The following is a 26,567-nucleotide window of genomic DNA, read 5'->3' as shown; positions in this document are numbered from 1 at the left end:
TAATTAAATTTATCTCGTTCAACTAAGGGCGCAATTCCTTAGCCAGTTCTCTTATGAACTTCTCATGTTTTCACATGAGCGCAGACTATATGTTTATCTAATTAAAGATAGAGGATTTTTCCACCACCATAGGCTTGTGATGTACTCTCGTCAGTTATACGAGATAGTCGTTGAACGTTCATCTTATCACTTTTGACTTAGATGATTCGAGGCGGAAGACCCATTGTTCTAGTGTTTAGGATTTAACCTTGCACCATCTGATTGATTTTTTCTGCTTTCGCGACATTCACGCTCACTATTTCTAGCCACGTTGTAGTTCAATCAGCTTTAGGGATTGCCCGCAGTTAACCCTCACTACTAGCCAATCACTTGACTAGCAGGGCTTACTGATATATTTAATTAACTTTCGTTATAATTGGTTAAATAAATCGTAACAGTTAGTTACCCTTTCGTTTTCTCAGCGGACTGCACAACATCAACTGCCGCTTTCACATCCGCTAAGTCATATGTAGAATGGACTTTCATAAAACGTAATTGCTCATTTTCTACTAAGCGAATTAAGTGACGAAACGTTTCTTGCCATTTATATGGTGATACCTCTTTATTCCAATGTCGTAAATGAAATATGTTTGCGTGCACTTTTGCTTTTGTGACAATCTCGGCCCAGTTCACTTGTATTCCTGATAGAAGACCGATCGTTAAAAAATGCCCGTTTGGACGTAAGGAAAAAGCTAATTCATTTCCATCCGGTCCTCCGATAGAATCAATCGCAGCATCCGCACCGAGCCCGTTTGTTAATGTCATAACAGTTTCATAAAGCGGGGCAGTGGAAGTATCAATTACATATGCAGCACCAAGGTGCAGTAATTCTTCTGTATGCTTATTATTTCTTGTAACGGCAATTAATCGGAAATTTAAAATTTGGGATAACTGCGCAAAAAGATGCCCAATAGCGGACCCACAAGCATTCACTAATAAAACGTCATTACTCTGTAAGTTTAACGTTTCTGTACAAGTAACCCACGCCGTAAGGGGATTAATATACATTTGTGCAGCTGTGAAATCATCAATGGAATCAGGAATAGGGACTACAAAATCAGCCGATGTCTTCACATATTCTTGCCAAGTACCTTCCCCGCGTAAAGGTAACACTCGTTTACCGATAAGCTCTCGAGAAACAAAAGCGCCAACATTTTCTACAATACCAACACCTTCATAGCCAGGTATGTTAGGTAAAGGAATTCTATGAGCGTACGCTCCTGTGATGGGAATTAAGTCAGATGGATTAATCGGTCTAACTAGCATACGGACGAAAACTTCATTATCTTTCAGTGGTTCTATATTTTTATATTCAATTTGTAATACGTCTTTTGGATTGCCAAACTTATGAAATTGAATGCATGTTCCAAGCAAAGTAATTTGCCCCCTTAGTTTGATTGGATTTATTATAGCATTTTTAGTTTGGGTGGTTACTTTGTTAGTGATAAATAGGGTTTTTAATTTACGTATTTATCAGAATCTTATAAAATGTGTATATAACTATAAAATGGGGGGATTTCTTCATGTGTACTAGTTTGACGTTACAAACTAAAAATTTCCAACATCTTTTTGCGAGAACAATGGATTTCACATTAGATATGAATCAGGAAGTAATAATCATTCCTCGGCGTTATCAGTGGAACAATATAACTGGTGAAACTATCCGAGCGAAAAAGGCTGTTGTCGGAATGGGAATTAATCATGAAGGAAGGGTCATTATGGCGGACGGAGTAAATGAAGCTGGTATGACGTGTGCCACTCTCTATTTCCCGGGATTCGCTACTTATAGTAACAGTATAGATAACCATAAAACGAATTTAGCGCCATTTGATTTTGTAGCTTGGAGCCTCACGCAATTTAATTCTGTTGAAGAGTTAAAAAAATCTGTTGATAACATTTCCCTTATAGATATACCATCACCAGTTTTAGGAATTACCCCACCGCTACATTGGATTTTAGCAGATAAATGGGGAGATTGTATTGTACTTGAGCCGACAACTGATGGACTAAAAATGTATGACAATCCATTAGGAGTGATGACTAATAGTCCGGAGTTTAATTGGCATTTACAAAATTTAAGACAATATATTGGACTTAAATCGCAGCCATTTGCGCCAACGGAGTGGGGAGATGTACCATTAAGTGCTTTTGGCCAAGGTTCAGGAACGATGGGACTTCCTGGAGATTTTACCCCGCCATCAAGATTTGTGCGGGCAGCATATGGAAAACAAAACATTCAAGGTATAGAGAACGAAGAAGAGGGGATATCTGCTATTTTTCATATCTTATCAAATTGTGAGGTCCCTAAAGGGGCAGTAATAACAGAAGACGGAACATTAGATAATACCATCTATACGAGTGCAATGTGTATGGAGTCTGGAACATATTATTACCATACTTACGATTGTAGACAAATTATAGCTATTCATTTATTCAATGAAAATTTAGATACAGCTGAGATTAAAACTTATCCGTTTCAGCGGAAACAAAAAATATTTTATGAAAACTAAAGAGCCCCTGAAAAAGCGAGATTGATAAAAACACCTCCATTTAATTTGCATACTTAGTATGCAAATTAAGGAGGTGCTTTTTATCATTTATCAATATTCAGGTTTACTTCTTGCTATTCTATTAAGCCGAAGCCTTCTTCATTCTCTCAAGTAAACTAGACAACACATGCGTACGATACGATTCTAGTTTTTTACCTTCATAAGTACGGATACCTAATTTTTTAAGTTCTTTTACATACCAACCTTTGCTTCCGAAATACATGTAATCGCTCCCCTTCAACTTTGTTTTATTTATTCTGATTGCATATGGAGGTACAGGTAATATAATGAAGGAAATGAATTTCGCGCGAAAATGGTTAACTTTGTTGCAAAAGACATATATACTAAAGATAGTATACAACGAGGTGGACAAGACGTGATTATAGAGAAGCACGAAATTCAAATTGACCAAATTACTAGCGGTAAAGTGAATATCTTTACTTTCTATCGAAATAGAAAGCAAATTGATGATCATTTTTTACGATTGCAAGAACCATCGCTTACAGCAAACTACTTCTTCCATTTTCATTTTGATGCAGAGAGCTTGCATCTAATGCAGAAAGAGTTTCCGAGCGTATATCCGTACGACGGTAGTGAAACGATTCACGACTGGACGGAAAAGATGAAAGCAGAATTGCAACATCAGATCCAAACAGGAAAATGGAATAAGCGCGTACGTATCGGTAATCGCATTCTAGATGTGGTGTTTACGTGGTGTGACGAAGATATAGTAGAGTGAAAAAGAAGCGGATGACGCTTCTTTTTTTAGCGCTGGAATAAAACGAGCTTACCTGCAGTAGATGTACAGCGATGTGTTTTTTCATACAATCCTTTTTCTTGTAAGATAGATTCACCTTTTGCTTTCGCTTCTTTTTCAGTTGCCGCCTCGAATGATTCGTCTAATGCTTTTGAACCATCTTTTTCAAAGACTGTTAGAACGTATACTCCCATGAAAATTCCCTCCAATATTTAAAATCAGAATCTTATAATTATTTTGACATAAAACGCTACAATATGCAAAGAAATATATGACATTGCGTGGTAAAATAGAATGAAACTTTAATCATCGAGAATATTTTTATTCTCGATGATTATTAGTTTTCAGCGATTTTAATTTTGATAAGATGAAACTTTTGAAAGATAGAAAGGATCGTTATTTGTGAAACAAGTAAAGTTTATACATGCGGCTGATTTGCATTTGGATAGTCCGTTTAAAGGGATGGAGATGAATGTTACGCAGCCTGTGTGGGAGAGAATGAAGCAAAGTACGTTTGAATCATTTGAGCGTATTGTTGATAAAGCGATTCAAGAGCGCGTTGATTTCGTATTACTAGCTGGGGATTTGTATGATGCGGAGACGAGAAGTTTGAGGGCGCAAGTGTTTGTGCGTGAGCAAATGAAGAGACTGTCGCAGTACGATGTCCCTGTTTTTATTATTCACGGTAACCACGATCATTTAGGGGGAAGCTGGGCAGCAATTGAGTTTCCAGAAAATGTTCATGTATTTACGGAGCCTTATGTAGAAGAGAAATCATTTTATAAAAATGGTGAATTGTTAGCTTCTATTTACGGGTTTAGTTATTTGCAGCAAGCGGTAACGGATAATATGACAGCGCAGTATACGAAAATGAGTGATGCGCCTTTTCATATTGGTATGCTTCACGGTAGTGTGGAAGGAGATGCAGAGCATAATCGCTATGCACCGTTTCAAATTCGTGAGTTGAAAGAAAAACAGTTTGACTATTGGGCCCTTGGCCATATACATAAACGTGAAATTTTATCAGAAGAACCATACATTATTTATCCAGGGAACATACAAGGTCGTCATCGTAAGGAAACAGGCGAGAAGGGTGCGTACCTTATTGAACTTACGAAACAAGGAACACAGTGTTCATTTTTCCATACGGCAGATGTTGTATGGGATGAAATCGAAGTTTGTATTGATGGACTTGAAACTGTTGATGAACTTATGACAAGCATATCTACTGCGATGAATGAATGCCGAAGAGAAGAGGAAGGTACGCTATTAACTGTCGTATTTACAGGACAAGGCCCACTTTCACCTTATTTGCGCGACGAAAAGCGTGTGGAAGAGATTTTTCACATTTTAGCATCTGGAGAAGAGCGAAAAGATTTCGTATATGCGATGAAGTGGAAAAATGAGACGGTTTCTTTTGTGGAAATCGAACGTTTGAAAGCGGAAAATCATTTCGTCGGTAGTGTGCTAAAGGAGTTAGAAGCTTTCACTAATATGGACGGAGTATTGCGCACTATTTGGACATCTCCTGTAGCGCGTAATAGTATTGAATCTTTTACAGAAGAAGAGAAGAAAGAGATTCAAAAGGAAGCAGAAAATATTATTTTAGAACAATTATTCCAGCAAGAGAGGGATAAAAAATGAGAATTGAAAAACTCCATATTTATGGGTACGGAAAATTAGAAAATGTGGAAATGGATCTTTCCTTGCTGACAGTGTTATACGGTGAAAATGAAGCGGGGAAATCGACAATTCGCTCATTTATGAAAAGTATTTTATTCGGTTTTCCGACGAGAGGACAGCGCCGTTATGAGCCGAAAGAAGGCGGGAAATATGGCGGTGCGATCACTGTGCAAACAGAGCAGTACGGTCGTTTGAAAATTGAGCGATTGCCAAAGACGGCAGCTGGCGAGGTGATCGTTTATTTTGAAGACGGGAAAACGGGCGGAGAAGAAATTTTAAACGATATATTAAGCGGGATGAATGAAAGTTTATTTGAATCTGTCTTTTCATTTGATATGCATGGCCTTCAAAACATTCATCAGCTCGGCGAAGCGGATATTGGCAATTATTTATTTTCGGCAAGTGCAGTCGGAAGTGATGCGCTATTGCAGTTAGATAAAAAGCTAGAAAAAGAAATGGACCAGCGCTTCAAGCCGAGTGGTCGTAAACCAGAAATTAACGTGTCACTGCAAGAGATGAAGAAACTTGAAGAGAAGATGAAAGAGTGGCAAGGGAAAATTGGCACGTATGAAAAACAGGTCGAGCAGTTAAAAGAAAGTGAAGAGAAACTTGCTTCTGTTCGCGTGGAAAAAGAGAATGCAGAAAAGCGGAAGCAAGATTATGAAATATTAGCAGCGCTTGAGCCTCTCGTTATTGAAAAGCGTGCGCACGAGAAAGTGTTAGAGAACGAGAGCGGGCAGTTTCCTGTAAACGGAATGGCGCGTTATGAAGCAATTAAGGCGAAGATGGAGCCGCTTCAATTACAAGTTGATTCGCTCCACAAGAAAATTGAGACAGTGCAATCGGAAATTGCCTCGATTCAAATAGATGAAGAGTTTTTACAAAAAGAAAGTTATGTAGAAGAACTTCGTATGCAGCATATGTCTTACGAAAATGCACGCCAAGAAATGCGTGATTTGACAGGAAGTATTACGAATATAAAAGAAGAACTGGCAGAACTAGAGCAACAAATTGGTGCTACTTTTGAAAAGGAAACAGTTCTGTCGTTTGATATGAGTTTGGCAACGAAAGAGTTAATTACGCAAACAGTGCAAAAGGCGCGTGAATTAGAAACGCAAAAAGCACAGCTTGATGATCGTTTTAAAGTAGCGCAGGAGCAATTAGAAGAACAAGAAGAGAATATAAGACAGATTAAGCAACAAATGTTAGCGGATGAAGAGCGAAATGCGTTAGCTGAGAAAGAGAAGTCGTTCCAAGATGCGGCGTTTATCGGTATGGGCGCAGAGAGAATGAAGCGCAAGTACGAGGAAAAAGCAGGAGCGGCTATGCAAAAGAAAAAGCAGTGGCAAAGAGTTTGTCTTCTGTTACTCCTTATTAATACAGGCATTTTATTCACGAGCTTATTTATAGACAATCGCCCGCTTTTATTTATTAGTGTCATCGTATTTGTAGGGATTGTTCTCGCCCTTGTTTTATATAAAGATCCATCAAGCGGATTACAAGAAGAGCTTCTTACTCTTCAGCAAAGTGCCGGCGGGAGACAAAGTGAAGAAGCGATGTCTGTACGCTATGAGTTAGAAAAAGATGAAGAGATTCGGAAGTTATTTGAGCGCGAGTCTTATAAGTTACAGCAATTGGAACGAGCGTATGATAAAGTTGTTTCATCGTATGAGGAATGGGAGAGAGAAACGTTCCAGGCGGGAGAACAAGTCGATGCATATAAAACGCGCTATATGTTTCCTGAATTTTATACGTATGCACACATATTGCCGGCGTTTGAGCGTATTGAAAAAATGCAGCAATTATATCGGGAGTTAGAGAAGCAAGGTACGCGAAAATCTTCATTATATGAAATGATTTCGCAATTTGAACATAAACTAGAAACTGTTATCGGTAGTGCGGAGTATAGTAAGCTACACGAGGCACAAAGCCGTATGCAAAATGAGAAAGAGAAGCGCCAAACTTGTAAGCAGTTAAAAGAAAAACTGGCGGAATGGCAAGAAGAATATGAGTTTATGCAAGAACAATTAAAGCAATTACTAATAGAACGAGATGGTTTATGGCATATTGCAGAGTCTACAGATGAAGAGATGTTTTTAGAAGCAGGTAAACTGGCGGAAAAACGTGAGGATGCAGAGAAACAAGTGGGGCGTTTATTACCGCAAATTGATCTGTTGGAACAGCGTTTAACGAGTTTATCATTAGCTGAACATTATGAAGCTGACGGGTATGAAGGAAAATTAAAGCAAGAAATTACAACTGTCCAAAACTGTCTTACGAAAGAGAAAGAACTGACAGAGCGTATTGCGAAACATCGTATGGAAATTGCGAATTTAGAAGAAGGTAGTACGTACGGCGATTTAATGCATGAATGGGAAATGAAAAAAGCGCAAGTGCGTGAACAAGTGAAGAAGTGGGCTGCTTATGCGGCCGCAAAGACAGTGTTAACGAAAACGAAGCACTATTATCATGAAGTTCATCTTCCTCGTATTTTACAAAAATCAGAAGAGTATTTCGTCTATTTAACAGGCGGACGCTATAGTAAAATCTTTTCACCGTCAGAGGCAGAACCGTTTATCGTTGAACGTAACGATGGTATGCGTTTTTACAGTCATGAACTAAGCCAAGCGACAGCGGAGCAGTTATATTTATCGCTGAGATTTGCACTCGCGAAAACATTCGAACATGATTATCCATTTATTATTGATGATAGTTTCGTGCATTTTGATGCGGTAAGGACGAATCGTACGATTGAACTTATAAAGGAAATTGCAAAGGATAGACAAGTCATATTCTTTACATGTCATGCGCATTTACTTGCGTATTTTACAGAAAAACAGATTATAAAATTAACACATATGCGTAAAGAAAATGAGTTGTAGTGTGCTATACTAAAAGTAACTGATTTGGTGGAGGAATTCGAATGAAAAAGAAAATTGCAGAGTATGAAGTTGGTGAACAAGTCGATATTTTCTTGTTAATTAAAACAGCGACAAAAGGTATCGCAAGCAATGGAAAGCCATTTTTAACAGTAATCTTACAAGATCCAAGTGGAGACATTGAAGCGAAATTGTGGGACGTATCACCAGAAGTTGAGAAACAATATGTAGCGGAAACAATCGTGAAAGTAGCTGGTGATATTTTAAACTACAAAGGACGTATTCAATTACGTGTGAAACAAATTCGTGTTGCGAATGAAAATGAAGTAACAGATATCTCAGACTTCGTAGAAAAAGCACCAGTGAAAAAAGAAGATATGGTTGAGAAAATTACGCAATACATATTTGAAATGAGAAACCCGAACATTCAGCGTCTAACAAGACATTTATTAAATAAGCATCAAAACGAATTTTTAGACTATCCAGCAGCGACAAAGAACCATCACGAGTTCGTATCTGGACTAGCTTATCACGTCGTATCAATGCTTGATTTAGCGAAAGCTATCTCAAATCTATACCCATCGTTAGATAAAGACTTACTATATGCAGGCGTTATTTTACATGACCTTGGTAAAGTAATCGAACTATCTGGCCCAATTTCTACAACGTATACGTTAGAAGGAAATTTACTAGGCCACATTTCTATTATGGTGAACGAAATTGGTAAAGCAGCAGACGAATTGCAAATCGATGCAGAAGAAGTATTAATTCTTCAACACATCGTCCTTTCTCACCACGGAAAAGCAGAATGGGGTAGTCCAAAACCACCATTAGTAAAAGAAGCAGAAATTCTGCATTACATCGATAACTTAGATGCAAAAATGAACATGATGGACCGCGCATTAGGACGCACAAAACCAGGCGAATACACAGAGCGTGTCTTCGCACTTGATAATCGTTCGTTCTATAAGCCGACGTTCCATAATTAATAATGTGAATAAAGTGGCCTCATTAAGTGTTAATACACTTAGTGAGGCTATTTTTATAGGAAGTAAATAATACTTTATAAAAAAATATCTTGAACTCGAGATAAAATACTTGCTTTTTAATCACTTGAGTTGTAAAGTGATAGTAACGAAAGTAATTGAGCCATATGAAAAACATACACTCAGTTGTTTTCGATTAAAAAACAAAGTAACTTATACAGTAAAAACTAAGATGAATTTACAAAAACATAATGAGAATAAATTGAACAGCTAAAAAGCATATTATTTTTTCATCATCACTTGACTAGTAAAACGAAGCGGAGGAATTAAAAATGTATAAAATTAAAGGGCATCATCACATTTCAATGGTTACGAAAAATGCAAATGAAAATAATCACTTTTATAAAAATGTGCTTGGATTACGTCGTGTGAAAATGACAGTGAACCAAGATGATCCGTCAATGTACCATTTATTTTACGGAGATAAAACAGGAAGTCCGGGTACAGAGTTATCATTTTTTGAAATTCCTTTAGTAGGAAGAACATATCGCGGTACAAATGCGATTACTCGAATTGGATTACTCGTTCCTTCAGAGGAAAGCTTACATTACTGGAAAGAACGATTTGAGAAATTTGATGTGAAACATAGTGAGATGACAACATATGCAAATCGTCCTGCTTTACAATTTGAGGATGCTGAAGGTCTTCGCTTAGTACTACTCGTTTCAAACGGAGAAAAAGTAGAGCACTGGGAAACTTGGGAGAAATCAGAAGTTCCTGCAAAGCATCAAATTCAAGGAATGGGTTCAGTGGAAATGACAGTGCGTAGACTTGATAAACTGGCGAGTACACTTACAGAGATGTTTGGTTATACAGAGGTTAGCCGAAGCGAAGAGGAAGTAATTTTTCAGTCCATTAAAGGAGAGGCTTTTGGAGAAATCGTTGTGAAATATTTAGATGGTCCTACTGAAAAACCGGGCCGCGGTAGCATCCACCATTTAGCAATTCGTGTGAAAAACGATGCAGAGCTTGCCTATTGGGAAGAACAAGTGAAACAAAGAGGCTTCCATTCTTCAGGAATCATTGACCGTTTCTACTTTAAAAGCTTATATTTCCGTGAATCAAACGGAATCCTTTTTGAAATTGCGACAGATGGACCAGGGTTTACAGTTGATGGAGATGTAGAACATTTAGGAGAAAAACTTGATTTACCACCGTTCTTAGAAAATCAGCGTGCAGAGATTGAAGCAAATTTAGCACCTATTGAAGAGAAAATATAAAATTTAAAACCATTGGAGGAATATAAAATGAACCAATTAAAAGGAATTCACCACGTTACAGCGATTACAAGTAGTGCAGAAAAAAACTATGAGTTTTTCACTCATGTTTTAGGAATGCGTTTAGTTAAAAAAACAGTAAACCAAGATGACATTCAAACGTATCATTTATTCTTTGCAGATGATAAAGGTAGTGCAGGAACAGATATGACATTCTTTGACTTCCCAGGTATTCCAAAAGGAGTACACGGTACAAATGAAATTTCAAAAACTTCATTCCGTGTACCAACTGATGCAGCATTAGAGTATTGGGTGAAACGCTTTGACCGTCTTGAAGTAGAACATACAGGAATTAAAGAGCAATTTGGTAAGAAAACTCTTTCTTTCGTTGACTTTGATGACCAACACTATCAATTAATCTCAGATGAACTTGATAAAGGGATCGAATCAGGTACACCATGGCAAAACGGACCAGTTCCATTAGAATATGCAATTACTGGTTTAGGCCCTGTATTCATCCGTATTGCAAACTTTAGTTTCTTCAAAGAAGTGCTAGAAAAAGTTTTATTATTTAAAGAGGTTGCGCAAGAAGGAGAATTCTATTTATTTGAAGTGAATAAAGGTGGAAACGGTGCTTCTGTCATTGTAGAACATAATACAGTTCTTCCTGAAGCACAACAAGGTTTTGGTACAGTGCACCATGCGGCATTTCGCGTAGAAGATCGCGCTGTATTAGAAGAATGGATTGAGAGAATCAGTAGCGTTGGACTTCCTTCATCTGGCTATGTAAACCGTCACTTCTTCGAATCATTATACGCAAGAGTTGCACCACAAATCTTATTTGAATTTGCAACAGATGGCCCAGGATTTATGGGAGATGAGCCATACGAAACACTTGGCGAAAAATTATCTTTACCTCCATTCCTAGAGCCAAAACGTGAAGAAATTGAAAAATTAGTGCGTCCAATTGATACAGTGAGAAGTACGAAGGAATTTATTAAAGAGTAAAAATAGAGATAGTAAGTAGGAGAGCAAGTAGTTTTAGCGGAGTGCTGGAACTGCTTGCTTTTTTATTTATCCTAGTAAGTTTTCTGACAATTGTTTCTCAAGTTATCAAAAAGGAAAAGTTTGGTATAATTAATTAAAACATTAAATTTTCTGATAATTACTTTTCAATACATAGAAAAGGAGTGGTAATATACAATTTTGATAATTGTATAAAAATCCTAATTTTGGAGAAAAGGGGATGCGAGTTTATGGGAGCAGATGTAGTAACGCGGGAGCAAATGAGACACTTATTGGATGATTGGTATCATTCAATGTTAAAACAAGATGTGGTTAAAGCGAAAGTACTAAATGAGGAAATAGAGTCCAAGGTTATTTATATTAAAGAAGATCAGTATGCGGCATTTTATCACGCATTATTAAAATTCCGTTATCATGTGCTAATTGATAGTTTGAGTATTACAGAGAATAGTTTTGATGAAATTAATACCTTTATAATTCCTGATGACGCACTTTTAACACATTATTATCACTTATTTAAAGGTATTCATGCAATGTATATATCAAATTACATTGAGTCACAAAATCACTTTGAAGAGGCTGGGAAATTACTTAAATATATAACATCTTCGTTGGAACATGCTGAATTCAATTATAGATTTGCATATTTGTCTTATCAAACGTATAAACCATTGATGGCGATTGATCAAATACGTTTAGCAAAAGATGAATATGAAAAACATCCTGGCTATGAAGTTTGTATTGCTTTGTGTGAGAATATTTTTGCAATGGCTTGTATTGATTTAAAGCAATATGAACAAGCCGAAGAGAAGTTGAATTTGGCATTAGATGTATTTCAAAAGATAGATAATGAAAGATTTATTACAATGGTTCGTCATAATTTAGCATGGTTATATGCAAGTCAAAACCTTTCGAGTTTAGCAATTCGACATTTAGTAGAAGTAATAAAAAGTAATCCCAAACATTTCAAAGCAATGTTTGTATTAGCACGTGAATATTACAAAATTGGAAAAATCGATACTGCCGCTGAATTAATTGAAAAAGGATTAGATATATGTAATAAGATACAAAATAAAGAATTTCAGCACCGTTTTGTAATTTTAAAGGAAATGAATCAAAAGACGTCTAGTGTATTATTAGAATCCACTATTTTAAATGGGATTTTATATTTTGAGAAAGAAGGTTTGTTGGATTGTATTCAAGAATATACTGAGATTTTAGCTATGCAATTTTATAAAGAAGAAAACCATGTAAAGGCAAGTAAATATTTTTATATAAATAATCAAGCACAGAAAAAACATTTAGAAAAAGGGGCGTTGAAATAATGAAAAAAGTAGGCGTAATAGCAAAAGGATTAATTTTTGTAGGGATTCTTTCATTGGGACTTAATTTTTCTTCTACTACACAGCAAGCAGTTAATATTGGTGACGGAGGAGCACCAGCAAGACCAGACTACGTTAACATTGGCGACACAGGCGGAGCACCAGCAGATAATAGAGGCGACGGCGGAGTAAGCCAACTATAATAACAAAGAAAGGGACTTCAACATGAAGTCCCTTTTTCTATTTTCAGGCCATGTAGAGAAAAGAATTGACTTACTTTAAATATGTAACTATAATAGTTACAGAATAACCATTAGTAATAGAAATGAGTTATATTTTTTTAGTATAATTGTAACTGTTTTAGTTACAATTAAAAAGAGAACATAAAACAACCAAAAAATGTAAAAACTTTAAATAGCAACTCAAGAAAGGAGACGGGAACTTTGAAACGGTTTAAGTTTTATTTGATTAGCGGTATTGTGCTTGTTTTGCTTATCGTATGTAACTTCGTTGATAAGCCGATTGCGAAGGTTGAAGAAGTGAAAGATACTGTTATGATGAAGCTGAATACGAAAGAGAGTATGGCGCAAATTGATGGGCAGACGATTTATTTTAAGCAAATTGGTGAGGGGAAACCTCCGTTACTCATGTTGCATGGGTTTGGTGGTTCTTCTGATGGGTTTAGTGATATTTATCCGGAACTAGTGCGAGATCATACGATTATTGCGGTTGATATTTTAGGGTTTGGGCGTTCTTCTAAGCCGGTTGATTTTCAGTATTCGTTTCCTGCGCAAGTGAATTTATATTATAAGTTAATGAAGAAGCTTGGATACGATCAGTTTGCGGTGCTCGGCCATTCAATGGGCGGAGAGATGTCCCTTAATTTAGCGTATTTATATCCGGATGCAGTGACGCATCTCATCTTGGCGGATGCTACAGGGATAGAGTCTTTCCAGCAAAAAGAAAGTTATGAAGTACCACCGCTATCGACGGACTTACAAACTGTAACCGAGATTACGAAGTATAATAAAAATGAAGTGAAAAATAGTCGTGATGATAAAGAGCATTATGATCAGCTTACGAAAATGAGAGAGCGCCGCATCGCGATGGAAGCCGATAAGATTAAGGTGCCGACTTTAATTATATGGGGACGACACGATAAGAGCGTTTCTTGGAAAAATGGTGAACTGTATCATGGGCTATTTGCAAATAGTACGTTTCATATTATTGAAAAAGGATACCACGCACCGTTTCGTCAAGAACCAATTGAGTTTATGGAATATGTACAAGCATTTTTCGCGAAGCATCCACAATAAAAATTTTAAGCATAAATCCACTTCTTTCCTCATAAAGTGAAACTAATAAGGCTTGTCTAAGGAAAGGAATGAAGTGATTTGGAAACTTTACCATGGTGGGTGTATCTTGTGATTGTCGGGATTGTACTAAGTGGCTACATGGTTTTATATACTTCGAAAAAAGAGCAAGATATGGATAATGAGTTTATTGAAAAAGAAGGCGAAGTATATATGAAGCGTTTAGAAGAAGAGCGTGAGAAACGTAATCAGGAAAGTGATAAAGATTCGGTATTGCTTTAATAGAAATTTTGAAAGGTTACCACCTAGTAGGATTTTACATCTCGGTGGTAGCTTTTTTTCTTCTGCGGGAGCAGTATATGTTCATCAAGCTAAGGTTATATTAGTTTAATTTTACATGTATAAGAGAGTCATCATAAACTTTTATTGATGGTATTTATATATTTTTTTACTCATAAGAATGGAACTAGTGGGGATTTTACTGGGGGGGATTAACAATGCATAGGGATGAAACTTCATTACATCCGGATACAGGTGTTACATCTGTAATGTTTGTTGAGCGTTCATTAAATGAAATTCGTTTTTGGTCTAGAATCATGAAGGAGCATTCTTTTTTTCTTCGTTTAGGATTTAGGTGCGAGGATACTCAACTAATCGAAGAGGCGAATCAATTTTATCGATTGTTTGAACATATTGAACAAATAGCGCATTCCTATACAAATGAAACAGATCCTGAGCAAATAAAAAGATTTAATGCAGAAGTACAACAAGCCGCAACTAATATTTGGGGATTTAAACGAAAAATTTTAGGATTAATTCTCACATGTAAATTGCCAGGACAAAATAACTTTCCACTTTTAGTTGACCATACAAGTAGGGAAGCTGATTATTTTAGAAAACGTTTAATACAATTAAATGAAGGTAAATTAGATGCGCTTCCTGATGCTATTATTAAAGAAAATGTTTTCTTTTTACGGATTATGGCAGACCATGCTAAATTTATTGGCCATCTTCTTGATCCATCGGAAAGAAAGCTTGTAGATACAGCACGGAATTTTAGCAATGATTTTGATGAATTGATGTATCAAGCAATTGACTTAGAATCTATGAAACCACAATCCCAAACAGCCCCTCTTTTAGATCAATTTTTAGATCAAAATCGTGTGTCGGTTGCATCTCTTCGGGATTTTAAGAAAACAGCACGTGATTTAATTGAGCAATGTAAAATAAAGAGTATCATTCATCCGTTATTAGCAGACCATGTTTTCCGTGAAGCTGATAGATTTCTTGAAATCATTGATATGTATGATGTTCATCTTACAAATATTCAATCACAACCTAGATATTAGAAGATAAGGAAAGATAGTATTTTACTTTCGATTGAGAAGTTAACAATTTATTGTTAGCTTCTTTTCTTTGTGATTAAAATTTTCTTTTAAGGACTACATAAATCCCTTTGACCAAATATGTAATTCTTTGTAAAATGATATATATGGAAATATTATGAATATACAGGAAATCTATGGATAGTAGATTTTAATAAATTATTCGGGGGAAATTTATTAGTTAAGTATATTAACTTGTTTGCACTACATTTTACAAATAAAGGGGTATTAGTAATCATGAAAGCAAAGAAATTAGTAAGTTTAGCGTTACCAGTTATGTTATTGAGTGGTTGTATTACAATTGAAACTGATGGTAAGAAAGCTGAGCCAAAGAAAGAAGAAACGCAAAAGGTAGAGAAAGAGAATAAGACTTCTGAAAAAGAGAGTAAGTCAACTGATAGCAAGAAAGAGGATAGCTTATCTGTAGCGAAAGGTGAAGGTACAAACAGTAGTTCATCAAGTAGTCAACCAAGTTCTTCTTCAAATAATTCAACTTCTTCTAGTTTTTCAACTGGTAAGGTAACTGGTTCAGATGTTGAAAGGTACAAGGCAGATATCATAAATAGTGCTACTCAAATTGAAGATACAATGAAATTAATTGAAGGAATAGCAGATTCAGACGTAAAATCATACAAACAAAAGAAAAGTGAAGTACAACTGAGTTTAGGTGGAGCAAAGGCAACTGCAACGAAACTGAAGAATCTACAAGCGCCTCCTGAGTTACAGGGAGAACAGGCGAAGATAAAGCAGTCGATGGAACTGTATGCGGATTGTTTTCAACTTCTCTTTGATGCATTAGATCAAGAAGACGAAAGTAAAATGCATCAATCAGTAAGTAAAGCACAAGAAGGTTCGAAACTGTTTGAAGAGGCAGCGAAGAGTATCGGTAGTAAAACCAACTAAGAATAAATTATTTTAAGAGGTACTTGTGGGTGCAGTTGGTGCAAGTGAAGAGTTAGGAATTAGTTATGGGAACACATTACAAATTTATCAAATGGACGATAATGTTCGTATTCGATATATAAAACAATAAATAATTGGTGAAAAAATCTGTAATAAATTTTACAGGGTTTTTTGTTAGTTCTAGTTTATTTTTTTGTCTTCCTAAGCGCTAAGCATACTAGTATAAGTTGAGAAATGAACAAAACGATAATGATAGGCAGATGATGTAACTCCATAGTAACTGTAACCATCCAAAGCCCAATTCATACACTATGATGGAGGCTTTTTACTTACTAATTGGATGAAAAAGGAGTGTAATCATGAAGAAACGTACTGTTAATGAAGCGGGAGGGAATGTGCCACAACCAATCCGCAGCGACGGAGCAGGTACGATTGATTCTGGACCTCGTAATGTTATGCGGGATATTCAAAATCCGAATATGCTTGTTCCGCCTATAACGGATGCAGGATTAGTTCCTAACTTGAAGTTTTCATTCTCGGACACTTCTATGATTTTGAAACAAGGCGGGTGGTCTCGGGAGATTACTGTTCGAGAACTACCGGTTTCGACGACGATTGCGGGAGTAAATATGAGTTTAACGGCCGGTGGAGTACGAGAACTACATTGGCATAAAGAAGCGGAATGGGCGTATATGCTTTTAGGACGGGCACGCATAACGGCTGTTGATCAAAATGGACGGAATTTTATTGCTGATGTTGGACCAGGTGATCTTTGGTATTTTCCGCCTGGTATTCCGCATTCCATTCAAGGATTGGAACATTGTGAATTTCTACTCGTTTTCGATGATGGGCATTTTTCTGATTTATCTACTTTAGCTATTTCTGATTGGTTTGCGCATACGCCAAAAGAAGTGTTGTCGGCTAATTTCGGAGTACCTGAGAGTGCTTTTCGTTCTATCCCTTCAGATCAAGTTTATATTTATCAAGGAGAGGTGCCAGGTTCGCTTGAAAGTCAGGAAATTCAATCGCCGAAAGGAGAAGTTCCTTTAACATTTAAACATGAATTGTTAAAACAAAAGCCGATTAAGACGCCTGGTGGTAGCGTTCGAATTGTAGATTCTACAAATTTCCCTATTTCCAAAACAATCGCAGCAGCGCTCGTTGAGGTTGAGCCTGGCGGAATGAGAGAACTTCATTGGCACCCGAATAATGATGAATGGCAATATTATTTGACAGGGGAAGCGAGAATGACTGTGTTTCTTGGAAATGGTACCGCTCGTACATTTGATTATAGAGCTGGCGATGTCGGATATGTACCGTTTGCGACGGGGCATTATATTCAAAATACAGGTACCGAAACATTATGGTTTTTAGAGATGTTCAGAAGTAATCGTTTTGAAGATGTATCGTTAAATCAATGGATGGCACTGACCCCTAGAGAAATAGTGGAGAGTAATATACATGTTGGCCCGCAAGTAATGGATTCCCTGCGTAAGGAGAAGAGGCCTGTTGTGAAATATCCGGGGTTTTCATATAGTCCGAAAAATGATGAGTAAAAATGAAAATTTGCGTTATTCTTTCTGGAGACTGATAAGAAGGGATGGCGTATTTTTTATGCCTAATCTAGTCTTTATCCCGCTATTTGCCGGGCAGTAAGACCCCACCTCAAAATTCAGCGGAAGCAAAGAAGTTAGGTGGGGGCGGGCGGTCCGTAAAAGCCCGATTGGTGAGGGTTGATTAAAGTTTCACTTTATTAGTATCCGTCCCTTGTATTATTGTTCGGGAAATTATTATTGGAGCATAGTATAGGGAAGATACATATAAAAGAGCGCCATTATAAGCTGTAACGTATAAGTTGCGCAGGAAATGCAACGATAACTAGCTTTACTCTTCATCATTTATTTGAACATAATGGGCGTAGAGAGGTGATAAACACAGTATGATTTTTAGTGAGCGTTTAAAAGAAGAAAGGGAAAAAAGAAATTGGTCGCAAAATGATTTGGCTGAAAAACTTCATGTGAGCAGGCAATCTGTTTCTAAATGGGAGACGGGAAAGAACTATCCGAGCATTGAAATTATTATTCATTTAAGTGATCTGTTCGGTATTACAATTGATGAACTGCTAAGGAGTGATGAAGAATTGACGCAGAAAGTAATTGAAGATAGTAAGCAATTGGCGTATCCAAAATGGAAGGTGTTTTTTGATAGTCTATTTATGATAGGGGTATTTTTGTTTATTGCAAAAATCGTTGTATGGATGCTAAATAAGTTTGCAGGAGCAAGTATTACAATTGTAGCAGATGCGCCATATGTAATGAATCTTTTACCCCTTGCATTCATGATTATAGGTGGTATGGGATCGGATAAGTTGAAGAAAATATATAGATAGAGGAAAGATTTGAAAGAAATCCCCTACACTAGCTGTTCTTTTCACTTAAATTGTGTACTATAAAGGATAGGATGACATAAAGAAGGGGATATAGAGAATGGAATTTCATGAACAGAAGATTTTGCCGGCAGTGAGGCAAATTAAAGATTTGGAAAAGCTATTACATAGTTCGTATGAATATATTGTTATTTTAGATATTCATGTCGGCCAATTGAAGAGTGTTATATCGCTTGCGAAGCAATATTGTAAAAAGGTGTTTTTACATGTGGATTTAATTCATGGTTTGCAGAGTGATGGGCATGCGACGGAATATTTATGTCAGGAGTTTAGACCGTACGGGTTACTTTCAACAAAGGCGAGCGTTATTATGAAGGCGAAGCAAAAAGGTGTTGTGGCAATACAACGCATCTTTTTAATCGATTCGAGTGCGATGGAGAAGAGCTGCAATCTTTTAGATAAGACGAAACCGGATTATATTGAGGTACTTCCTGGAGCATTAACGGACGTTATCGCTGAAGTGAAAGAGCGTACTGGTGTACCGATTTTAGCAGGTGGTTTTATTCGTACTGTAGAAGATGTGGAAAGAGCTTTAAACGCTGGTGCGACAGCAATTACGACATCAAAACGCGAACTATGGAAACATTACCAAAAAAAGTGACGAAAATGTGAATTTTTTCGTTGACACCGCTTTCATTTACGGTTAACATTATAGACAAGTTAATAAACGTGACGGAGAAAAGTAGAGATCCACATTTCATTGTTTCTATATAAATTTATATAGAAGCGTGCAAGCTGTGGGTCTTTTTCTTTTGACAAAAACGAATGGCCATTCATTTTACCTCTATCACATTTGGAAGCGTTTAAATTGATTGTGGAGGGATACTATGTCAGCATTTTTAGGAGAGTTAATAGGGACTGCGTTGTTAATCGTACTTGGTGGCGGCGTTTGTGCTGGTGTAAGTTTAAAGAAGTCGTTTGCGAAAGATTCTGGTTGGATTGTAATTACAATGGGCTGGGGCTTAGCGGTAGCGGTTGCAGCATATGCGGTTGGATCAATTAGTGGGGCACATTTGAATCCAGCTTTAACAATAGGATTAGCATTTAAGGGAGCGTTCCCATGGAGTGACGTACCTGGTTATATCGCAGCACAAATGATTGGGGCAATTATCGGGGCAGTTATCGTATATTTACATTACTTACCACACTGGAAAGAAACAGAAGATCCAGGAACAAAGTTAGGTGTATTTGCAACAGGTCCAGCAATTCCGAACACATTTGCAAACCTTTTAAGTGAAATGATTGGAACATTCGTTTTAGTATTTGGTATATTAGCAATTGGTGCAAATAAATTTGCAGATGGATTAAATCCATTTATCGTAGGTTTCTTAATTGTAAGTATTGGTTTATCATTAGGTGGGACAACAGGATACGCAATTAACCCAGCACGTGATTTAGGTCCGCGTATCGCACACTTCTTCCTTCCGATTGCAGGAAAAGGCGGTTCAAACTGGAAGTATGCATGGATTCCAGTAGTTGGTCCAATTTTAGGTGGATCACTTGCAGGTTTATTCCATCAAGTTGTATTTGAAGGAAAGCAAAATTCAGCACTTATTTATGTGATTATCGCAACTGTGATTGTACTAGCAATCTCTTATATGACAAGTAAAAAAAGCGGAAGCAATACAAATAGTAGAAAAGTAGCATAAGGGGGAAACCGATATGAAAAAATATATTCTTTCATTAGACCAAGGAACAACAAGCTCACGCGCAATTCTTTTCAATAAAAAAGGTGAAATTGTTCATTCAGCTCAAAAAGAGTTTACACAACATTTTCCAAAGCCGGGCTGGGTAGAGCATAATGCACAAGAAATTTGGGGATCTATTTTAGCAGTTATCGCAACTTGCTTAAGCGAAGCAGATGTAAAACCGGAACAAATCGCAGGTATCGGTATTACGAACCAACGTGAAACAACGGTTGTCTGGGATAAAACAACTAGTAAACCAATTTACAACGCAATCGTATGGCAATCTCGCCAAACAGCTGAAATTTGTGATGAGTTAAAAGAAAAAGGTTATAGCGAAATGGTTCGTGAAAAAACAGGTCTTTTAATTGATGCATACTTCTCTGGTACGAAAGTAAAATGGATTTTAGATAATGTTGAAGGTGCAAGAGAAAAAGCAGAAAACGGCGATCTATTATTCGGAACAATTGATTCGTGGCTTGTATGGAAACTATCTGGTGGTAAAGCACACGTAACAGATTACTCAAATGCATCACGTACGTTAATGTTTAACATTCACGACTTACAGTGGGATGATGAGCTTCTAGAAATGTTAACAGTACCAAAGAGCATGCTTCCAGAAGTACGTCCATCATCTGAAATTTACGGAGAAACAATTGATTACCACTTCTTCGGCCAAAATGTACCGATTGCAGGTGTAGCTGGTGACCAACAAGCAGCTTTATTTGGACAAGCTTGTTTCGGTGAAGGTATGGCGAAAAATACTTACGGAACTGGTTGCTTCATGTTAATGAACACAGGTGAAAAAGCAGTAGCTTCTGAGCACGGTCTATTAACAACAATTGCATGGGGAATAGATGGTAAAGTAAACTACGCATTAGAAGGAAGTATTTTCGTAGCGGGTTCTGCAATTCAATGGTTACGCGACGGAATGCGCATGTTTAAAGATGCGAGTGAGAGTGAAGTGTACGCGAATCGCGTTGAATCAACTGACGGTGTATACGTTGTACCAGCATTCGTTGGACTAGGAACACCTTACTGGGATAGTGAAGTACGCGGCGCTATGTTTGGTGTAACACGCGGTACGACGAAAGAGCACTTCATTCGTGCAACGCTAGAATCTTTAGCTTACCAAACGAAAGATGTATTATGCGCAATGGAAGCAGATTCAGGTATTGAACTGAAAACATTACGCGTTGATGGCGGAGCGGTTAAAAATAACTTCTTAATGAAGTTCCAAAGTGATATTTTAGATGTTCCTGTAGAGCGTCCAGTAATCAATGAAACAACGGCTCTAGGTGCAGCATACTTAGCTGGTCTTGCGGTTGGATATTGGAAAAACCAAGATGAAATTAAAGAACAGTGGCATATGGACAAACGCTTTGAACCAACGATGGAAGCGAAAACAAGCGAAGAGCTATATGCTGGATGGAAAAAAGCAATTGAAGCAACAAAAGCTTTCAAATAATCATAAACAGTGTTATAATGGTGACAAGTTAATAATTCGGTAGGAGATTTGGAGAGACCACAACGCGCTATAGAGGCGAAATCTATAGCGGAGTTTGTGGTCTCTTTTTTCGTTATCAAAGGGAGGAATTACCATGAAATTTTCAAGTAAACAACGTAAAGACGTATTAAACGGAGTAAATAAACAAGAGTTAGATGTGATCGTAATTGGTGGAGGTATTACTGGTTCTGGTATTGCATTAGATGGAGCAACACGCGGGTTATCAACAATTGTGTTTGAAATGCAGGACTTTGCAGCAGGTACATCAAGTCGTTCAACGAAGCTTGTACACGGTGGTCTACGTTATTTAAAACAACTTGAAGTGAAAATGGTAGCAGAGGTGGGTAAAGAGCGTGCGATCGTATATGAGAACGGTCCCCATGTAACAACACCAGAGTGGATGTTACTTCCGTTCCATACAGGTGGTACGTTCGGATCATTTAGTACATCAATTGGTCTTCGTGTATACGACTTCTTAGCAGGTGTAAAACGAAGCGAGCGCAGAAAGATGTTTAACCGTGAAGAAACATTAAACAAAGAGCCTCTTGTAAAAAAAGAAGGATTAAAAGGCGGCGGTTACTACGTAGAATATCGTACAGATGATGCGCGTCTTACAATTGAAGTAATGAAAGAAGCAATTGAGCACGGCGCAAAAGCTGTTAACTACGCAAAAGTAGACAGTTTCTTATATAAAGATGGAAAAGTATGCGGTGTACGTGTAATCGATTTACTAGACGGTGAAGTATATGAAGTGTATGGTAAGAAAATTGTAAACGCAGCTGGCCCTTGGGTAGATACACTTCGTGAAAAAGATAACTCGAAAAAAGGGAAAGTACTTCAGTTATCAAAAGGTGTTCACTTAGTAATTGACCAAAAACGTTTCCCATTAGGTCAAGCGATTTACTTCGATACACCAGATAAACGTATGGTGTTCGCGATTCCTCGCGGCGGAAAAACTTATGTAGGTACAACAGATACGTTCTACGATAAAGACGCAGCTGTACCACAAATGACAACAGAAGATCGCACATACATCATTAATGCGATTAACTACATGTTCCCAAGCGTGAAAATTACAGAGAAAGACATTGAATCAAGCTGGGCTGGTGTACGTCCGTTAATTTATGAAGAGGGTAAGAGTGCATCTGAAATTTCTCGTAAAGACGAAATTTGGACTTCTGAATCTGGTTTAATTACAATTGCAGGTGGTAAATTAACAGGATACCGCAAAATGGCTGAAATGGTAGTAGACTACGTAACGAACTTACTACAAAAAGAAGGTCATAGCGCATATCCGAAGAGCGACACGAAACATATGCCAATCTCTGGTGGACATGTAGATGGTTCACACGGATTCCCAGCATTCGTTGCGAAAAAAGCTGGCGAAGGTACGAAATATGGTTTAACAACAGCACAAGCAGAAGAATTCGCGAAATTCTATGGTTCTAACGTTGACGTACTATTTGACTTAGCGAAAAAACATAAAGACGAAGCGAAAGAATACAACATGCCGCTTGACGTTCTAATCCCGCTTGTATACGCAATGGATTACGAAATGACAGCAAAACCAGTTGACTTCTTCGTACGCCGCAGAGGCGCTGTATTCTTCAACATTCACTGGGTATATGAGTGGAAAGAAGCAGTAATCAACTACATGGCTGCGAAACTAGGCTGGAGCAAAGAAGAACAAATGAAATATACAGCAGAACTAGAAAAAGCACTAACAGACGCTGTTATTCCTGTAGATCAACAAGAACAGGCAGCTGCGTTAGCATAAAATAGAGAACCACCTGAAGGGGAGCCTTTAGGTGGTTCTTTTTTTATGGAATATTCTTCTAACTATATTGCATAACGACATATGTTGTTATACGATGTATATAAGGTGGTGGTATTGTTGGACAAAGAAATCTTGAAGGGAAGTATAGATATTTTATTACTTTCTATCATTGCAAAACGTGATACATATGGATATGAAATAGCTCAAAGTTTAAAGGATGCAAGTGAAGATTTGTATAGTATGGGGCAGGGAACTTTGTATCCTGCTTTAAAGAGATTAGAGAAAAAGGAGTTTCTTGAATCTTATTGGAATGAATCTGAGAATGGGATGAAAAGGAAATTCTATACTATTACAGATAAAGGGAAAAAAGAATTGCAGAAGAAAGTGAATTCTTGGGAGAGTGTAACAGCATTAATTCAAGCTTGTCAGAAAGGAGTTATTTATGAGTGAATTTGATGAGTATATTAAGTCTATTTTAGCCTATTCAGAACTTAGTGATATTGAACAGGATGAGTTATTTCTAGAAATGTATGATCACTTGAACAGCTTGAAAGAAGAATATATGGAACAAGGTATGAATGAAAAAGAAGCGATTTATAAAGCGATTCAAAGTTTTGGAGAATCAAAAGTTATTGGCGTAGAGATTAATAAATCGGTATACGAAGTTCCTAGACCATTAAAGGTATTATCAAAAATTTTATGTATTCCTTATATAATCATTTGTTTTATTGTCTTTTTAGGAACGTTTATTTCAACTTCTACATTTGACTCTGTTCGCAGTTTGACAGGTGGGACTGTCTATCATCCCATTGAATTTTGGCAGCAATTTTTACATATATCTGATTTAGAAACGTTATTACAACTTTTTGGAATAACACTTTGGCAAGTTAAAGGTTTTATTGCACATCCAGGTCCTTGGGGAAACTCAACTTATTGGTTAAGTGTTTTACAACATATAATATTAGTAGTTCCATTCGGATTTTTCGTTCCAGTGCTGATTAATAAAGTGACTAACTATAAGAAAGCTCGTAAGTGGTATGTTATGACCTTTCTTGTTTGGGAGATATTACATTTACTAACTTTGTCTGATGTTTTTGATGTGTGGCGGATTGCTATAAATATGCTCGGTGCGTCGGTAGGATATCTTTTATTTATAAGCATGATACAAATAGATAATAAATTTAGGATAATGCGCAAGAAGATATTTGAAAATTAGCTTGCTATTCTGTAGTTTAAATTATACAAATTTAGTTTGATGGTAATAGAGTATTGCTGAAAACATAAGTGCTATATAGTGAGAGGATTTTTTATATTCGTAATAGGTGTTGTTCCTTGTTTACTCATACTGTTATGAAGCGGGTACATAATCCGTCTTTATTGGTGCTATAAATGATGAGAGCGGCACAGCTGAACTTGAAAAAGTCTAGCTGCGTTAGCGTAAAATAGAGAACTACCTGAAGGGGAGCCCTTTGGGTAGTTTTTCTCTTGACTAAAAATAAATAAAATGTGTTACAATGATGATAGAGTATGTAGTGTGAATTTTACATAAAATAAAAAAAGACAGAAGCCTGAGAAACTTCTGCCTTGTGTAACCTAACTTGCTATTGTGGTGGTAGTAGGTGCGGTTATAAGACAATTACATTAATGTTTTAGCCGAGAACCGCCCTTACCTTTTCCACGAAGCAGGGTGGTTCTCGCTTTTTTGTATACAGAAATTAGCCACGGACCGACGTATCTTCTACCGATGACAACGCCAGCTCCGGTTAGGATACCATACACTAATTTAATTATAAACATCGCGATTATATTATCACCTCCCCCTTTTTTCAAAATGGAAGAGATGATTGCCACACCTACTAGTTATAGCTTATTAAGTTACGTATTCATTGTATTATGTTTTAAAATAGGGAACAAGATATATGGATGAAAATTCCTGTTTTTAAGCAGAGCATTAGTGTCAGGGGACAAGAAGTAAATAAATATTCATAAAAACGGTATGGACATTACCATCCGTATTTTTTTATGTATTTATAAAACTTTTCCATACAGTGCGTCGTCTAATATATGGGAAGGAGGAAATGATGTGGATGAATTAACGATAGAAGCGTTTGAAATAGAGGATAAGGAGGACCTTATCGACGAAATAATGAACAAGTATGGGCAAGAAGTCCTGCAGCTTGTGTATTCGTATGTGAATAATAAAGAGGTTGCGGAGGATTTAACGCAAGATATATTCGTGAAATGCTATAAATCTCTTCATACATATAAAGGGAATTCGAATTTGAAAACATGGTTATGGAGAATTGCAATCAATCAATGTAAGGACTATTTAAAAAGTTGGTATAACAAAAAAGTTATCGTGACAGAGGATGACTTTACGTATATGGAGAGTCAAAAAGAAAGTGTGGAACAAACTGTCATTCAAAATGCGGAGGATCGTGAACTGGCTTCTGCAGTAATGAGTTTACCGATAAAATATCGAGAAGTGATTTATCTATTTTATTATGAGGAATTATCAATTAAAGAGGTGGCTACGGTAATAGAAGTGAAGGAAAACACGATAAAAACGAGACTGAAAAAAGCGAAGGAGCTTTTGAAGAAAGGATTGGAGGGATAATCAAATGGAAGATCGATTAAAAGGTTTGCGAAAATCAATGGAGAACACAACGTTTAAACATTTGAGTTTTTCTGATCAGCACCAGAAGCAGGTGCGCGAAAAAATTAAGCAATCGTCCGAAAAGGAAGAAGATATCCTTTTAGCAGTGTTACAACTTCTTATGAATGAAAAAACGGGTTATGAATTGATGCAGTTGCTAAGAGGGAGAGGGATTCAAAAATTCGAAGGTGGTGAAGGGTCTCTATACACTTTATTACATCGTCTAGAACAAAATCGCTTTATCCAATCTAGCTGGGATCACGCGGGAGCTAAATATTATCAATTAAATGATAAAGGAAATAAAATGCTGCGAAAGGCAGAGAAGAATGCTACGAAGGCACGATTTATATTAAAAGGATTAGTACAGGAGTGAGAAA

Annotated in this window: 27 protein-coding genes; 23 read left to right on the top strand and 4 right to left on the bottom strand. The window is 37.0% G+C overall.

Annotation, left to right across the window (positions count from 1 at the left end):
* Positions 1 to 441 precede the first annotated feature (441 nt).
* Positions 442 to 1,413: a zinc-dependent alcohol dehydrogenase family protein gene (locus ACUN13_RS10295; protein WP_257115901.1), complete on the bottom strand. Its 972-nt coding sequence runs from the start codon at positions 1,411 to 1,413 to the stop codon at positions 442 to 444.
* Between the two features lie 149 nt (positions 1,414 to 1,562).
* Here ACUN13_RS10295 and ACUN13_RS10290 point away from each other — a divergent pair, with 149 nt between their 5' ends.
* On the top strand, positions 1,563 to 2,549 hold the full coding sequence (locus tag ACUN13_RS10290; RefSeq protein ID WP_257115902.1) for a choloylglycine hydrolase family protein: 987 nt from the start codon (positions 1,563 to 1,565) through the stop codon (positions 2,547 to 2,549).
* 121 nt (positions 2,550 to 2,670) lie between these two features.
* Here the strand turns inward: ACUN13_RS10290 and ACUN13_RS10285 are convergent, their stop codons facing one another.
* Positions 2,671 to 2,811, bottom strand: a complete 141-nt coding sequence (locus tag ACUN13_RS10285) for a YflJ family protein (RefSeq protein ID WP_000273536.1) — start codon at positions 2,809 to 2,811, stop codon at positions 2,671 to 2,673.
* Positions 2,812 to 2,964: 153 nt separating this feature from the next.
* Here ACUN13_RS10285 and ACUN13_RS10280 point away from each other — a divergent pair, with 153 nt between their 5' ends.
* The gene (locus tag ACUN13_RS10280) at positions 2,965 to 3,327 is read left to right on the top strand and encodes a hypothetical protein (RefSeq protein ID WP_141558804.1); all 363 of its coding nucleotides are present in this window, start codon (positions 2,965 to 2,967) and stop codon (positions 3,325 to 3,327) included.
* Positions 3,328 to 3,353: 26 nt separating this feature from the next.
* Here ACUN13_RS10280 and ACUN13_RS10275 read toward each other — a convergent pair whose 3' ends face one another.
* Positions 3,354 to 3,539 (bottom strand): YhzD family protein, encoded by a 186-nt coding sequence (locus ACUN13_RS10275; protein ID WP_000539552.1) that lies wholly within the window; start codon positions 3,537 to 3,539, stop codon positions 3,354 to 3,356.
* A gap of 208 nt (positions 3,540 to 3,747) precedes the next feature.
* Here ACUN13_RS10275 and ACUN13_RS10270 point away from each other — a divergent pair, with 208 nt between their 5' ends.
* The 19 genes from ACUN13_RS10270 (at position 3,748) to ACUN13_RS10180 (ending at position 24,750) form a co-directional block, all read left to right on the top strand.
* Positions 3,748 to 4,989 carry a metallophosphoesterase family protein gene (locus ACUN13_RS10270; protein WP_098567544.1) on the top strand — a complete coding sequence of 414 codons (1,242 nt, stop codon included), beginning with the start codon at positions 3,748 to 3,750 and terminating at the stop codon, positions 4,987 to 4,989.
* Positions 4,986 to 7,910 (top strand): ATP-binding protein, encoded by a 2,925-nt coding sequence (locus ACUN13_RS10265; RefSeq protein ID WP_134995099.1) that lies wholly within the window; start codon positions 4,986 to 4,988, stop codon positions 7,908 to 7,910. Before ACUN13_RS10270 ends, ACUN13_RS10265 begins: the two co-directional genes overlap by 4 nt.
* A gap of 41 nt (positions 7,911 to 7,951) precedes the next feature.
* The gene (gene yhaM / locus ACUN13_RS10260; protein WP_000726639.1) at positions 7,952 to 8,896 is read left to right on the top strand and encodes a 3'-5' exoribonuclease YhaM; all 945 of its coding nucleotides are present in this window, start codon (positions 7,952 to 7,954) and stop codon (positions 8,894 to 8,896) included.
* Positions 8,897 to 9,225: 329 nt separating this feature from the next.
* Positions 9,226 to 10,173: a ring-cleaving dioxygenase gene (locus ACUN13_RS10255; protein WP_098567546.1), complete on the top strand. Its 948-nt coding sequence runs from the start codon at positions 9,226 to 9,228 to the stop codon at positions 10,171 to 10,173.
* A gap of 27 nt (positions 10,174 to 10,200) precedes the next feature.
* Positions 10,201 to 11,178 carry a ring-cleaving dioxygenase gene (locus ACUN13_RS10250; protein ID WP_098138432.1) on the top strand — a complete coding sequence of 326 codons (978 nt, stop codon included), beginning with the start codon at positions 10,201 to 10,203 and terminating at the stop codon, positions 11,176 to 11,178.
* A 248-nt stretch (positions 11,179 to 11,426) separates the two neighbouring features.
* Positions 11,427 to 12,521: a response regulator aspartate phosphatase gene (locus ACUN13_RS10245; RefSeq protein ID WP_098567547.1), complete on the top strand. Its 1,095-nt coding sequence runs from the start codon at positions 11,427 to 11,429 to the stop codon at positions 12,519 to 12,521.
* Positions 12,521 to 12,721, top strand: coding sequence for a Phr family secreted Rap phosphatase inhibitor (locus tag ACUN13_RS10240; protein WP_000755466.1), 201 nt, complete (start codon positions 12,521 to 12,523; stop codon positions 12,719 to 12,721). The genes ACUN13_RS10245 and ACUN13_RS10240 overlap by 1 nt, the downstream gene beginning before the upstream one ends.
* A 240-nt stretch (positions 12,722 to 12,961) precedes the next feature.
* Complete coding sequence (locus ACUN13_RS10235; RefSeq protein ID WP_000819468.1) at positions 12,962 to 13,834, top strand: alpha/beta fold hydrolase; 873 nt, start codon at positions 12,962 to 12,964, stop codon at positions 13,832 to 13,834.
* 78 nt (positions 13,835 to 13,912) lie between these two features.
* Positions 13,913 to 14,113, top strand: coding sequence for a sporulation YhaL family protein (locus ACUN13_RS10230; RefSeq protein ID WP_000449225.1), 201 nt, complete (start codon positions 13,913 to 13,915; stop codon positions 14,111 to 14,113).
* Positions 14,114 to 14,328: 215 nt separating this feature from the next.
* Positions 14,329 to 15,180, top strand: a complete 852-nt coding sequence (locus tag ACUN13_RS10225; protein WP_000554479.1) for a DUF2935 domain-containing protein — start codon at positions 14,329 to 14,331, stop codon at positions 15,178 to 15,180.
* Positions 15,181 to 15,453: 273 nt separating this feature from the next.
* Positions 15,454 to 16,119 carry a DUF7018 domain-containing (lipo)protein gene (locus tag ACUN13_RS10220; protein ID WP_000644834.1) on the top strand — a complete coding sequence of 222 codons (666 nt, stop codon included), beginning with the start codon at positions 15,454 to 15,456 and terminating at the stop codon, positions 16,117 to 16,119.
* A gap of 359 nt (positions 16,120 to 16,478) precedes the next feature.
* On the top strand, positions 16,479 to 17,675 hold the full coding sequence (locus tag ACUN13_RS10215) for an oxalate decarboxylase family bicupin (RefSeq protein ID WP_098283711.1): 1,197 nt from the start codon (positions 16,479 to 16,481) through the stop codon (positions 17,673 to 17,675).
* A gap of 383 nt (positions 17,676 to 18,058) precedes the next feature.
* On the top strand, positions 18,059 to 18,508 hold the full coding sequence (locus ACUN13_RS10210) for a helix-turn-helix domain-containing protein (protein WP_000577656.1): 450 nt from the start codon (positions 18,059 to 18,061) through the stop codon (positions 18,506 to 18,508).
* A gap of 97 nt (positions 18,509 to 18,605) precedes the next feature.
* Positions 18,606 to 19,166: a glycerol uptake operon antiterminator GlpP gene (gene glpP / locus ACUN13_RS10205; protein WP_000394285.1), complete on the top strand. Its 561-nt coding sequence runs from the start codon at positions 18,606 to 18,608 to the stop codon at positions 19,164 to 19,166.
* A 226-nt stretch (positions 19,167 to 19,392) separates the two neighbouring features.
* Complete coding sequence (gene glpF / locus ACUN13_RS10200; RefSeq protein ID WP_001272195.1) at positions 19,393 to 20,214, top strand: glycerol uptake facilitator protein GlpF; 822 nt, start codon at positions 19,393 to 19,395, stop codon at positions 20,212 to 20,214.
* A gap of 13 nt (positions 20,215 to 20,227) precedes the next feature.
* Positions 20,228 to 21,718 (top strand): glycerol kinase GlpK, encoded by a 1,491-nt coding sequence (gene glpK / locus ACUN13_RS10195; protein WP_000760009.1) that lies wholly within the window; start codon positions 20,228 to 20,230, stop codon positions 21,716 to 21,718.
* A 133-nt stretch (positions 21,719 to 21,851) separates the two neighbouring features.
* Positions 21,852 to 23,534 carry an aerobic glycerol-3-phosphate dehydrogenase gene (gene glpD / locus ACUN13_RS10190; RefSeq protein WP_000672831.1) on the top strand — a complete coding sequence of 561 codons (1,683 nt, stop codon included), beginning with the start codon at positions 21,852 to 21,854 and terminating at the stop codon, positions 23,532 to 23,534.
* A gap of 117 nt (positions 23,535 to 23,651) precedes the next feature.
* A complete protein-coding gene (locus ACUN13_RS10185; RefSeq protein WP_000356630.1) occupies positions 23,652 to 23,984 on the top strand; it encodes a PadR family transcriptional regulator in 333 nt (110 codons plus the stop codon).
* Positions 23,977 to 24,750, top strand: a complete 774-nt coding sequence (locus ACUN13_RS10180; RefSeq protein WP_445423767.1) for a permease prefix domain 1-containing protein — start codon at positions 23,977 to 23,979, stop codon at positions 24,748 to 24,750. The genes ACUN13_RS10185 and ACUN13_RS10180 overlap by 8 nt, the downstream gene beginning before the upstream one ends.
* Positions 24,751 to 25,175: 425 nt before the next feature.
* Here the strand turns inward: ACUN13_RS10180 and ACUN13_RS10175 are convergent, their stop codons facing one another.
* On the bottom strand, positions 25,176 to 25,331 hold the full coding sequence (locus ACUN13_RS10175; RefSeq protein WP_409531659.1) for a hypothetical protein: 156 nt from the start codon (positions 25,329 to 25,331) through the stop codon (positions 25,176 to 25,178).
* Between the two features lie 286 nt (positions 25,332 to 25,617).
* On the opposite strand from ACUN13_RS10175, the gene ACUN13_RS10170 reads away from it, so the two are divergent.
* Together ACUN13_RS10170 and ACUN13_RS10165 are read left to right on the top strand one after the other, a co-directional pair.
* On the top strand, positions 25,618 to 26,151 hold the full coding sequence (locus tag ACUN13_RS10170; protein ID WP_098327205.1) for a sigma-70 family RNA polymerase sigma factor: 534 nt from the start codon (positions 25,618 to 25,620) through the stop codon (positions 26,149 to 26,151).
* A gap of 4 nt (positions 26,152 to 26,155) precedes the next feature.
* Positions 26,156 to 26,563: a PadR family transcriptional regulator gene (locus tag ACUN13_RS10165; RefSeq protein WP_000390151.1), complete on the top strand. Its 408-nt coding sequence runs from the start codon at positions 26,156 to 26,158 to the stop codon at positions 26,561 to 26,563.
* Positions 26,564 to 26,567 lie beyond the last annotated feature (4 nt).

It is taken from the genome of Bacillus cereus group sp. Bce041 (genome assembly GCF_052646455.1).
Note: the sequence above shows the minus strand (reverse complement) of the source record. Positions and strands in the feature narration are given on the sequence as shown.